13 protein-coding genes and 1 pseudogene are annotated in these 11,629 nt (G+C 71.0%); 7 read left to right on the plus strand and 7 right to left on the minus strand.

The window, feature by feature from the left end:
* Positions 1-120 precede the first annotated feature (120 nt).
* Positions 121-1,323, plus strand: coding sequence for an FAD-dependent monooxygenase (locus V5P93_RS19155; RefSeq protein WP_181043621.1), 1,203 nt, complete (start codon positions 121-123; stop codon positions 1,321-1,323).
* 593 nt (positions 1,324-1,916) lie between these two features.
* Entirely contained in the window at positions 1,917-2,942 is a 1,026-nt protein-coding gene (locus V5P93_RS19160; RefSeq protein WP_181043622.1) for an aromatic acid exporter family protein, read from the plus strand.
* 359 nt (positions 2,943-3,301) lie between these two features.
* Here V5P93_RS19160 and V5P93_RS19165 read toward each other — a convergent pair whose 3' ends face one another.
* The 5 genes and pseudogenes from V5P93_RS19165 to V5P93_RS19185 form a co-directional block, all read right to left on the minus strand.
* Positions 3,302-3,523, minus strand: a complete 222-nt coding sequence (locus tag V5P93_RS19165; protein ID WP_342752288.1) for a hypothetical protein — start codon at positions 3,521-3,523, stop codon at positions 3,302-3,304.
* 26 nt (positions 3,524-3,549) lie between these two features.
* The gene (locus tag V5P93_RS19170) at positions 3,550-3,768 is read right to left on the minus strand and encodes a hypothetical protein (RefSeq protein ID WP_342752289.1); all 219 of its coding nucleotides are present in this window, start codon (positions 3,766-3,768) and stop codon (positions 3,550-3,552) included.
* A 58-nt stretch (positions 3,769-3,826) separates the two neighbouring features.
* Complete coding sequence (locus V5P93_RS19175) at positions 3,827-5,155, minus strand: PP2C family protein-serine/threonine phosphatase (protein WP_181043623.1); 1,329 nt, start codon at positions 5,153-5,155, stop codon at positions 3,827-3,829.
* 203 nt (positions 5,156-5,358) lie between these two features.
* Positions 5,359-5,706: a hypothetical protein gene (locus V5P93_RS19180; RefSeq protein ID WP_219824046.1), complete on the minus strand. Its 348-nt coding sequence runs from the start codon at positions 5,704-5,706 to the stop codon at positions 5,359-5,361.
* Positions 5,707-5,764: 58 nt separating this feature from the next.
* A pseudogene (locus tag V5P93_RS19185) lies at positions 5,765-6,340 on the minus strand (SDR family oxidoreductase); the annotation flags it as partial.
* A gap of 123 nt (positions 6,341-6,463) precedes the next feature.
* Here V5P93_RS19185 and V5P93_RS19190 point away from each other — a divergent pair.
* A complete protein-coding gene (locus V5P93_RS19190; protein WP_104480593.1) occupies positions 6,464-7,303 on the plus strand; it encodes an MEDS domain-containing protein in 840 nt (279 codons plus the stop codon).
* Positions 7,300-8,253, plus strand: a complete 954-nt coding sequence (locus V5P93_RS19195) for a sensor histidine kinase (RefSeq protein WP_104480594.1) — start codon at positions 7,300-7,302, stop codon at positions 8,251-8,253. The genes V5P93_RS19190 and V5P93_RS19195 overlap by 4 nt, the downstream gene beginning before the upstream one ends.
* A 342-nt stretch (positions 8,254-8,595) precedes the next feature.
* Here the strand turns inward: V5P93_RS19195 and V5P93_RS19200 are convergent, their stop codons facing one another.
* Complete coding sequence (locus V5P93_RS19200) at positions 8,596-9,171, minus strand: hypothetical protein (RefSeq protein WP_146108133.1); 576 nt, start codon at positions 9,169-9,171, stop codon at positions 8,596-8,598.
* A 316-nt stretch (positions 9,172-9,487) separates the two neighbouring features.
* Here V5P93_RS19200 and V5P93_RS19205 point away from each other — a divergent pair, with 316 nt between their 5' ends.
* Together V5P93_RS19205 and V5P93_RS19210 are read left to right on the plus strand one after the other, a co-directional pair.
* Entirely contained in the window at positions 9,488-9,883 is a 396-nt protein-coding gene (locus V5P93_RS19205) for a hypothetical protein (protein ID WP_181043624.1), read from the plus strand.
* A 138-nt stretch (positions 9,884-10,021) separates the two neighbouring features.
* Positions 10,022-10,453: a hypothetical protein gene (locus V5P93_RS19210; RefSeq protein ID WP_104480596.1), complete on the plus strand. Its 432-nt coding sequence runs from the start codon at positions 10,022-10,024 to the stop codon at positions 10,451-10,453.
* Between the two features lie 14 nt (positions 10,454-10,467).
* Here V5P93_RS19210 and V5P93_RS19215 read toward each other — a convergent pair whose 3' ends face one another.
* Positions 10,468-10,689 (minus strand): hypothetical protein, encoded by a 222-nt coding sequence (locus tag V5P93_RS19215; RefSeq protein WP_104480597.1) that lies wholly within the window; start codon positions 10,687-10,689, stop codon positions 10,468-10,470.
* Positions 10,690-11,286: 597 nt separating this feature from the next.
* Here V5P93_RS19215 and V5P93_RS19220 point away from each other — a divergent pair.
* Positions 11,287-11,586 (plus strand): hypothetical protein, encoded by a 300-nt coding sequence (locus V5P93_RS19220; protein ID WP_104480598.1) that lies wholly within the window; start codon positions 11,287-11,289, stop codon positions 11,584-11,586.
* Positions 11,587-11,629: the final 43 nt, after the last annotated feature.

Consider the following 11,629-nt stretch of genomic DNA (forward strand, 5'->3'; position numbering starts at 1 on the left):
CGGTCTCTTGCGGCGCGTTCGACGGATCTGGCCCCGCGTGTTGGAGCGAGGTCCTGCTGGGCCGCGATGACCGGCGCCTACACTCCGCGTTGTCATCCAGGTGGGCAATCGGGGGCTGCGGTGAGTGGTAGCAGGGTGTTGGTGGCGGGGACGAGTATCGCGGGGCCCGCGTTGGCGCATTGGTTGCGGCGGCGGGGAGCCGAGGTGACCGTGGTGGAGCGGGCGCCCGGGTTGCGGCCGGGTGGGCAGGCGGTGGACGCGCGCGGGGTGGCCAAGGAGGTCATTCGGCGGATGGGGTTGGACGCTGCGGTGCGGGCGGCCTGTACGGACACCGAGGGTGCGCACACCGTCGACGTCGACGGGAACGTGCTGGAGACCTACCGCGCCGAGGACGACGGCGGGGACGGGCCCATCGCGGAGATCGAGATCCTGCGCGGGGATTTGTCGCGGGTGCTGTATGACGACACCCGCGATGGCGTGGAGTACGTCTTCGGTGACCGGATTGTCGGGCTCACCCAGGACGCGGACGGGGTCGACGTGACCTTCGACGGTGGCGACCGGCGGCGGTTCGACCTGGTGATCGGCGCCGACGGGCTGCACTCGTCGTTGCGGGCGATGGTGTTCGGGCCGCGTGAGGGGTTCATCCGGCACTTGGGGCTCGTGTTGGCCTTCTACAGCGTGCCGAACGAGTTCGGGTTGGGTCGCTGGTTCATCGAGTACCGGGACCCGGGGTCCGCGCGGTCCGCCGGGCTGCGGCCGATCAAGGACGCGACCCAGGCGATGGCGGTGTTCGCCTTTCCCGCGGCCGACCTCGAGGTCGACCACCGGGACGTCGAGGGACAGAAACACCTGCTGCGCGAGCGGATGTCCGGCCTGGGCTGGCTGACCCCGCGCATCCTCGCGCACTTGGACGACGCACCGGACTTCTACCTCGACCAGGTCGCCCAGGTGGAGATGGACCGCTGGTCCGACGGCCGCGTGGCGTTGATCGGCGACGCCGCGTTCAGCCCGTCCCCGATGTCCGGGGCGGGCACCGGGCTGGCCCTGGTCGGCGCCTACCTGCTCGCTGGGGAGCTGGCCGCCGCCAAGTGGGACCCCGAAGCCGGGTTTGCCGCCTACGAGGCCCACATGCGCCCGTTCGTCGACGCGAACCAGGAGATCGGCAGGCTGCACACCAGCAGCCAGGCCTCCCCCGGGACGGACGCCGAGGAGCCCGACATGGAGGCTCTCATGGCCCTGATCGACCGCGCCCTCAACGGCGTCGACCTGCCCGACTACGCCGACTTGCCCGACTCCGGGCCATCGGAGTCGGGCAAATCGTAGAGAATTCCGACTTCTGCCAAGCCTTGCCCCGCAGACAACAGCAGGGACGCCGGGCACGCTGATGTGCTGTCGCGATCCGCTTCGAGCGCCACAGGCAGACGCGCGTCCAGGTACTTCGTCCACCTCGCACACCGGGCTGCGTGAAAGCGAGCCCCGCCACTCCTTGGTGGGCTGGGCTCGCTGAGTCGCTGGACCAAATCGGTGGCTCTATGTCACACAATTCTCACTATCTGTCATCTCACGCCTCTAGGCTCACCCGTCACCCTTCTTCCCAGCGTGATCGGCCGCCCGATGAGTGGTGACTCCAGACCGGACATGCCACAAGATCAACCGTGGGCCGAGGAAATCCCAACGCGCTTGTCCACTCGAGCGAGTTGACGCCGGTGTGGTGGCACTCGCCTGCCAGACCGCGGCTGTCGGGTTCGCCCGTGGTCTCGACGGAGTCGGCCCGGGGGCATCGTCCTCTGGGACACAGGTTTCAGCACGGGCCGAGCGCCGGCGATGGCCGCCTGCGATGTAGGGCCGTCGGGGCCGTCTCGGTGATCATGGAGGTACGTGATAGTCCTTCGAGTTTGTGGGCATGTTAGGGAATGATGAGCGGACATTCCTTCTTGCAGGCGGGCAAGGGTGCGGTCGCGGCGGTGGTGGCGTGGCTGCTGGCCGACGGGTTGTGGGATCTACCGCAGCCGTTCCTGGCGCCGTACGCGGCGGTGTTCATGATCGAGTCGACGGTGTACCGGTCGATCCGGGGGTCGGCGCAGCAGTTGGCCGCGGCGTCCACCGCGGTGCTGGTGGCGTTCCTGGTGCTGCGGTTGATCCCGGAGCACGCGGTGGCGCTGGGTGTGGCGGTGGCGGTGGGGTTGTTGGTGGGTCGGTGGTCGGTGTTCGGCGAGAGCGGCAAGTGGATCGGGGTCACCGTCGTGCTGGTGTTGACGGTGACCGGTGCCAGCCAGGAGGTGATGTTGCTCGACCGGTTGCTGGAGACCGCGTTGGGTGCGGTGACCGGCACGCTGGTCAACAGTCTGGTGTTCCCGCCGACCTACGACCGCTGGGCTCGGCGGACCACCGCCGAGCTGGGGGCGGAGCTGCGGGCGGTGCTGGTCGAGCTTGCGGACGCGCTGCGCGCCGAAGGTGGACCGCGTGACCCGTCGGGGTGGGTGCGGCGGACGCGCGGGTCCGAGGAGTGGGTGCGCCGCGCCGAGGAGGCTGTGCGGTGGAACGCCGAGGCGATCCGGCTCAACGTGCGCACGCGGCCCGGTCGGGCGGGTGGTCGTGCCGTGAACCTACGGGAGGCGTGGCCGCGGGTGGTGCAGATCGCGGAGGCCGTGCAGTCGTGCGCGGATGACGGGCCGGTGACCCGTTACCCGTCGCCGCGTTCGCGTGCGGACTACGCCGCGCTGCTGGACGAGCTGGCGGCCGTGATCGACACCGTCAACGGCCCCGAGGACGACCTGGTGGCCGCGGTGGACCGCGCCCGGGAGCGGATCGCCGCGCTCGACTCCCGGCTCACCGGCTCGGTGGAGGAGTCCGACGCCAGCCGCGGGCTGGCCGCGATGCTGCTCCCGGCTCGTCTGGTGCTCGACGCGCTCACCCGCCGACCGACGCCGACCACGCGGTGAGTTCGCCGCTGCGCCTGCCCGGCCCGGCTGGTGTGCGCCCAGGTCATTGACGCCTTCATCGAGCCGACCCCGGCCCGGGACGACATCGCCCTGCTCGTCGCCCAGATCAGGTGGTGACCTTCGACCGCCCGGGCGAGAGGCCGGACCGTCATGGTGGGGTCGGTCGAGTGCCGAACTCGACGGTCGTCGTGGTGCCCGGCGTGCCGCGGTCGACGTGGACGACGTCGGCCACCGCATCGATGATCTTCAATCCTCGACCTCGCAACGGCACGGCGTCGGTGTCCGGTTCGGGGGCTCGCCACTGCCCGCGGTCGGCCTGGCCCCCACCTGACGGCCACCCACAACGGTGAACGAGCGCGTCAGTCGGGCAGGGTGACGGTGGTGCCGAAGAACTCGTCGATCTTGCCGACGATGGTCATGAACTCGTCGAGGTCGGTGGGTTTGGTGACGTAGGCGTTGGCGTAGAGGTTGTAGCTGGCCAGGACGTCCTCCTGGGCGGCGGAGGTGGTCAGCACGACGATCGGGATAGCCGTGAACGCCGGGTCGTTCTTGACCTCGGCGAGGACTTCGCGGCCGTCCATGCGGGGCATGTTGAGGTCGAGCAGGATCAGGTCCGGTCTGGGGCCTCGGCGTAGCCGTCGGCGCGTCTGAGGAAGGCCACGGCCTCGATGCCGCCGTTGACCACGTGCAGGCGGGCGCCCGGCTGGCGTTGCTCGAACGCCTCGCGCACCATGATCACGTCCCCTTCGTCGTCCTCGACCAGCAGCACGTCGATCACCGCGCCGGTCTCGGTCATTCGGCCGCGCGAGGTCGTCGGGTCGGACATGGGTGCTCCTCCAAGCGCCGCCGCTCGACGCCCGAGGGGACGTCACCGGGTGATCGTGTCACCTCGACATCACCCGGCGCACCGAGGCAGGCCGCGCACCCGACACGCCCGAACCCTCCACCCGTCGCGCGGCTCCGCGCGGCCGACGTCCGGACAACAGGAGCGGACCGGACGAATGGCCCCTTTGCGCAGTACAGGAGGGATTCAGGGTGATGTCGTCGGTGTAGCCGGACACCCTGGTCAGCAGCTCCAGGGCCTGCGTGGTGACCCGCTCGACCGGAACGGAGTACGGCTCGCGCAACGCGCGGTCGGCGGCGATGTCGGTCGCGGCGGCGGCCAGCTCGACCGTGGCACCGGCCAGGTCCCGCCAGGGGCGTTCCAGGATGCCGTCGGTGTAGAGCAGCAGCATGTCCGCGTCGTCGAGTCGATCGCGCGCGGTGCCGAACCGGCCCTCGCCCACGCCGAGCGGCGCCGCCCCGGTGGGCGGCAGGTACCGGGCCTCGGCCCCGGCGGGCAGCAGCAACGGTGGCGGGCGCCCGGCGGTGCAGTACTCCACGACACCCGTGGTCGGGTTCAGCAGGGCGACGCACACGGTCGCCGCGTGGGCGCCCGGGACGCGGGTCGCCGCCGCGTGCAGGGCTCGTAGGGATGTGGTGATGTCGCCGGTGGTGACCAGGCGTTCGTGGAGCAGGACCCGCAGTTGTCCCATCACGGCCGAGGCGGACACGCCGTGCCCGACCACGTCGCCGACGACCAGTCCGACCCGCCCGTCGGGGAGCGCCACCGCGTCGAACCAGTCCCCGCCCGCCGCGGTGTCGGCATCGGCCAGCAGGTGGCTGGCCGCGATTCGGACTCGTGGCAGGACCGGCACGCCGCTGGGCAGCAGCTCCTCCTGCAGGGTGGTGATCACGTCCCGGGCCTCGGCGTAGCGCTGCTCCGCCCGCGCCGCCCGGCGCTGCGCGTCCCGGGTTTCCCGTGCCCCAGCGGTGACGTCGCGGACGACGCCGATGATCCCGGTCACCGCGCCGTCCGAGCCCCGGGTGGGCATCAGGTCGAAGTCGAAGAACACCTCGAAGCGCTCGCCACCCTCCGGTTCCAGCTGGCCCCGGAAGCCCCGCTGGCTCAGCGGCTCCCCCGTGGCGTAGACGCGCTCGTGCATCTCCACCACCTGCTGACCCGCGAGATCGGCGAACGCCTCCCGCAACGGCAACCCGATCAGGCTCGACCGGCCGACCAGCGCCCGGAACGCGCTGTTGGCGACCGAGATCCGCAGGTCCCCGCCTGCTATCGCGAGCACGATCACCGCCATCTCGTCGAACACCCGCCGCACCACGGCCGCGTCGCCGACCAGACTCGACAATTCGCCGTCGTCGGAGTCGCTGTGCACGCCCATCCTCCCGGTCGCGCGAACGGGCCGCGACCACCCGCAACGCCGTCGTGATCACCGGGACGCCACCCGCACGCCGCCGCGCCGGGTCGAACGCGTTCCCGTCGAAGCGTACCGGGGGAGGCGCCGCAAGATCTTACTCCACTGTGGACTTTCTCTTCCGCGCAGGTGAGCCCGGCGCGGAGCAACGGAGCGCCTCGTGGTCATCGCCGGGTCCCGCGCCGCTGCGCTCGGACCTCCGCTCCGGTGCGTTCGGCGGCGCTGTCGTCCTCCCCCTCGACGCGGCCGACGAAGTCGTGGCCGTCGGTGCCGGTTTCGCGAGTGCTCGCCACGCCAGGGTCGGATGCCACGTCCTGCTCGGCCGGGCCACCCGGTTCGCCCACGGGCTTGCCGCCGCCCCAGCGGGTCATCCCGAGGACGACGAGCACCACGATCCCGCCCGCGATCCCCGCGGCGATGAGGAAACCGATATCGGTCAGCAGACCGACCAATGCCGCCGCGACGGCCACCACCAGCAGTCCGATCGCCGCTACGGTTCGGGAATCGCGCATCAGTGCCTCCCTGGACATCCACAATCGGCTACCCCCCTCGCCCGCGGGCAAACACGTCTCAGGTGATCGGTGATCCGCCGGTCACGGCGGTGGTCTCGCCGGTGGTGTAGCTGGATTCCTGGGAGGCGAGGAACACGTAGGTGGGGGCGAGTTCAGCGGGTTGGGCGGGGCGGCCGAGTGGCGCCTGGGCGCCGAAGGACTCCACCTTGTCCGGGGGCACGGTGGCCGGGATGAGCGGTGTCCACACCGGACCCGGGGCGACGGAGTTCACCCGGATGCCGCGGTCGACGAGGTTGAGCGCCAAGCCCTTGGTGAAGTTCACGATCGCGCCCTTGGAGGCGGCGTGGTCGAGCAGGTGCGGTGACGGCTGGAACGCCTGGATGGACGACGTGGTGATGATCGCCGACCCCGGCGGCAGGTGGGGCAGCGCGGCCTTGCGCAGCCAGAACAGGCCGTAGACGATGGTCTTCATGACGCGGTCGAACTGCGCGGTGTCGATCTCCGACAGCCCGGCGTCCTGCGACATCTGGTACGCGGCGTTGCACACCAGCACGTCGATGCGCCCGAAGGCGGCGACCGTGCGCTCGACCACCCGGGCGTTCTCCGCTTCCACGGTCAGGTCGCAGACCACGACCTCGGCCCTGCGGCGCGCTCACAGCTACGCAACCGTCATCCGTCGAACGGCACCGGCGAGGCGTCCAATCGCGCTCGACGCCCAGTGCGGCCGCCGGGCCACGTCAGGCTTACGCTGGCGGGTATGCGACTGCGGAGAGTGGTGGACCACGCGCGGCACGGCGCCTTCGCCGACCGCGTGTGCCGGCTCTACCGCGACCGGGCCGAGTTCGCGCGCCGGTCGCGGGAGTCCCTGGCCGAGGGGATCACCACCGGTCAGCAGGTCTGGTGCATCAGCCCCGGCGCCCCGAACGCGCTGCCCGCCGAACTCGCCGGGCTCAGCAGCCGGGAGGCCGCGTCGCGCGACGGCGGTGCGCGGGTGGTGTCGCTGGGCAGCGCCTACCCCGCCGGGACCGCGGTCGACCCCGAGTCCCAGGTGCGGGTGTGCGCGGAGGCCACCGAGGCCGCGGTCGCCGCCGGGTACCGGGGTCTGCGGGTCGCGGCGGACCGCACCGCCCTGGTCGCGACACCGGAGCAGTTGGCCGCGTTCGTCCGCTACGAGCACAAGGTCGACCGGTACATGGCGCTGCGCCCGTTCACCGCGATGTGCGCCTACCACCACTCCGTCGGCGAACACGCCTCCGCCGTCCTGGCCACCGTGCACCCCGCCGACAACACCGACGCCACCGGCTTCCGCTTCTCAGACGACCCGGTCACCGCCTCCGCGCTCTCCGGCGAACTCGACCTCGCCAACGGCGAGCTGTTCGGCGCGACGCCGCGCACCGTCGACCCCGTCCTGGAGGCGGGACAAATCGTCATCGACGCAACCGCGCTGGAGTTCATCGACCACCGCAATCTGCCGCGGCCGGCCGAGCACGCCGTCCGCCACGACAGCGAACTCGTCCTGCGCGGGAACCGGGCAGGACGAGCCCGGTTGCGGCAGGCCTTGGAGCTGCACCACGTCCGCGTGGAGCCCGCCGCGTGACCAGCACTCACTCGGCCGTGTTCTACCGCACCGACGCTGACTACCTGCGCGCCCTTGTGCCATTCGTCGTTGAGGGGCTGGCCGCGGACGAGCCCGTCGCCGTCGCGGTCCCCGAACCCCGGCTGCGGCTGCTGCGCGACGCCCTCGGCGCCGACGCCGATCGCGTCACCTTCATCGACATGTACCGGGCGGGCCGCAACCCCGGCCGCATCATCCCCACCGTGCTGCACCGCTTCGCCGACTCCCACCCCGACCGGCACGTCCGCATCATCGGCGGACCCGTCTGGGCGGGCCGCACCCCCACCGAGTACCCCGCCTGCGCCCAGCACGAGGCGCTGATCAACCTCGTCTTCACCGGGCGGCGCGTCACCATCGCCTGCCCCTACGACAGCGCGGGCCTCGACCCGCTCGTCGTGGCCGACGCGCGCCGCACCCACCCCCAACTGTGGGACGGGCACCACCGCTTGGCCAGCCCCGACTACGACCCCCACGCGGTCATCAACGCCTACAACCGCGCACTCACCTTCGACAACGCCACGGCGATGCGGTTCCGGGTCGCTTCCACCGGGGGCATCCGCGCCGCCCGCACCTGGGCGACCACCCACGCCGAGCGGATCGGCCTGGGTCCCGCGCGCGTCGCCGACCTGGAACTGATCGTCTCCGAACTGACCACCAACAGCCTGCTGCACGGCGGCGGGGACTGCCTGCTCGCGCTGCACGACCACAACGGGCACCTTGTGTGCGAAGTCGCCGACGCGGGCCACCTCGCGAACCCCCTCGCCGGATACCTACCAGCCACCCCGGGCTCCCTGGGCGGCCACGGACTGCTGCTGGTGCACCAACTCGCCGACCTGGTCCACACCCACCGCACTCCCCGTGGCACCACCCAGTACGCGTTCCTGGCGCTACCCGCGGCGACCACCGACCGCAGCCCGGCGCCCGCCACCTGACCGATCACGAGACCTTCGCGGGTCGGGACCAGCGTCCTGCGACGTACCTGGTCGAATGGGGACTCGACCACGCTCTGCTCGACGGCGTCCACCGCTACGCCACAGAGCACGGCCACCCCGTCCACGTACTCGAGTACCCCACCCCGATGCGCTGTCGGCACCCGTGGCCGATCTCTACCAGCAGTGCCTCGACCGGCCGGGAACACTCGACCTCGACACCACACTGACCTACCCGGCAGACCGGATCGGCGACACCACACACCGAAGTCGGGACAAGTCGGAGTGACCGACAACCCGAATCCGCTCCACGAGCGGTCGCCCAGTCCGCATCGGTCGAGGTGGTCAGGTTCCCAGGAACGTGGTCTGTCCGATCGGGACGGTGAGGCTGGAGAGGCCGCCGAGGGCGCAGCCGAGGTTCGGGTTGGCCGCGGCGACGGTGAGCGAGGTGGTGCCGTTCAACGGGCCGCTGGTCTGGGTGGTCTGCAGGGCGATGAGGCCGTTGAGGGGGTTGGTGTTGACGGTGAAGTCGAACGTGGTGTGCTCGCCCGTGGGTGACCAGTCGATGGTGGCGCTGCCGGTGATGGTCGCGAGGAGGTTGCAGGGGACGCCGCCGAGGCTGGTGATGGTGCCGGTGGCGTCGCTGACCGATCCCGCCTGGAGGTCGTTGTGGTTCCCGCTGGGCGACAGGCAGTTGACGACCGTCGCGACCGCGACCACGTCCGCGGTGGTCTGCGTGGCGGTCAACGCCGGACTGAAGCTGAGATGGACGTTGACGTCGCACGTCAGCTCGATCACCGCGGCTTGAGCGGGGGCGGCGACCGTGACTGGGGCAACCAGCACGAGTACCACCGCGACGACCGTCGCTCGGACCGCACGCAACCTCGTGCCCACCGGAAGCCTGCGCACACTGCCGATCATGACCACTCCTGTCTCGGGTGCGATCGAGCCGTCCGTCCACGCTGCGCCCTCGGGGCGCAGATGACAATCCCCCCAACGCCGCTGCCGCGAACCACCACCCGAATCCGAGGACAACAGCCACCCCGCGTGATCACCAACCGGGCCACACCAGCGCGAGCGGACGCGAATCATCGCCCGGATGCGACCGTCGAACCCGTCCCGTGCGTTCTGACGGGCGACGAAGCGCCGAGGGCGAAGGTGATCGTCACCAGTCGGGTGATCGCGGGACGCAGCCGGGACGCCCAGGGTCGCTGGTAGACGGACCTGGGAGGCGTTGATGCGCGCAGGGGTTCGGGTAGTCGCGGCGCTCGTCTTGGTGCCGGGGTTGGCGCCCGCGCCGGCGTGCGTGGTGGGGTCGATCACCGAGTACGGGAGGGTGGCCTCGTCGCTGCCGGTGGGCGGGGTCTGCGAGGTCGAGTTCGACCACACCGGAGCGCTGCGGGTCGAGCAGTACCTCAGCAGCCAAGTGGCGCGGTTCGACCCGGCGACCGGGCAGTTCACGAACTACAGCACGCCCATGCCGCTGTCGTTCCCCGTCGGCGTCCGCACCGCCGCCGACGGCACCATCCGGGTCGCCGAAGCGCTCGGCATGAAGATCGCTCGCGTCGATGCCGCCACCGGCCGGATCACCGAGTACCCCCTCCTTGGGGTCAACGGCCTGCTCACCGGCTGATAGGGGACGAGGGTGCGGAGTCGGTCGCGCGTGGACGCGCGAGACCCACGGGATTTCCGAGTCGTCGACCCGACAGGGAGTTTGGTCGGGGTCCGGCCGGGAAACCGCACCGCAACCAGTTCATCGAGGAGGTCACCGGTGTCGAACAAGCTCGGTGGTGCCCTGTGCGCCACACTGGCCGCGGTGCTCTCGGCCACCGCTGTCGTCACTTTCACCACCGGCGGATCGATCATGCCCGGTGCCACCGACGACGGCGGTGTCGGCCTGTTCGGCAATCCGCTGACCGCCACCATCCACCTCGCGTTCGCCGTGCTCGCGCTGGCCGGGCTGCTCCGGCGGGGTTTACGCAGGCTGCTCGCCCAGCTCGGATCGCTGGCCTTCCTCGGTTTGACCGCCTTCGACGTGGTCGCGCTGCTGTCGCCGGTCGGTGAGGATGAACCACTCGGCGTCCGTTGGCCGCTCTTGGTCGTCGACCTCGTCGCGTTGGCTCTGTGGTTGGCGACGGTCCGATCCTCCCGACCCGCCACCCCCGCGTCGTCGACGCAACGCCGCGGGCAGTCAGAGGCGTAGATCGCACCGGCGACTCACCGGGCGACCGGTGGCGCGGCCATCCGGGCCGGGCGCGGGGAGTGGTCCAGGCGCGAGAGGTCCGAGCGGGAGTAGTGGCCGGACACGTCCAGGTCGAGGTAGGCACCAGCGAGCAGATCGGGATCCACGTCGGCGACCAGCAGGTCCGTCCGGCCGAACACGGGACCGGCCGGCAGCCACCCGAACGGGTCGACGGCGCGGTTGCAGCCGTTGATCATGGTGTGCCCGGGCTCGACCGGTTCGCCGAGCGGTAGTCGGCGGGGTAGTCGCGGCGGGTGGCGAACCGGTTGGCGGCGAGCACGGAGCAGCGGCCCCGACGGCGATGTCGGAGCCGTCGACCTAGCCTCAGATCAGGCGTTCGACGCCGGTGGGCATGAGCCTGTGGTGGTGGCCGATGAGGGTGCCCGCCGGGTCGAACAGCAGCGACGAGCAATAGACGGTGTGTACGTACCGTTCCACTACGCCTATCACGACCAGGCGCCCGGCCCCGGCCACCGCAGCGCGCCCGGTCGAACGGCTCACCGGGGGCTTGGAAGGCCGACCGGCGGTACCGCTTGAACAGTGCGCGCCTTTCCAGCGACGGTCGCACCGCGGAGGACGCGCCCTTGGGATACCCGCCGAGAAAAGCGCCGGGAACTCGACCAATTCGGTACCGGACTCACGGAGCCTGGCGAAGCAGGGTCTCGAAACGTTCGAGCCCGCTCGACAACTCGAACAACGGCATCACTGCCTGGACCACAGCGACCCGTACTCCCCCTCGTACCCTGCCGGAGTCGCATCAGGCCGCACCAGTCGACAAGTGCGATTCTGGTGGTATGGCAGAACCGGAGCGCACACCCGACGGGCGCTACGTGGTGGTCAACGGCAGGCGTTGGCGGGCAACCGATCCCGCGATCCCGGCCGAACCCGCGGCCGAGCTGCGCAAGCTGCTGATGCGGGCCCGCCGCGATGTCGGGGTCGCTCTGCGCGAGCAGGACGCCGAAGCGGAACGGGAAGCCCGGGCGCGGGTGCGGGACGCCAAGGTGGCACTGGGCGAACGCGGGACACCGTGGTGGGAGCAAACCCCCGACCAGCGCCGAAACCGCTGGCAACGCGGACTGGCCGCACTGAGCTGACGCCGACCGCCACCGGCAGCATCCGGGCGCCGGTTGCCCGGAC

The sequence above is a fragment of the Actinokineospora auranticolor genome, from assembly GCF_041897805.1.
GTDB lineage: Bacteria > Actinomycetota > Actinomycetes > Mycobacteriales > Pseudonocardiaceae > Actinokineospora > Actinokineospora auranticolor.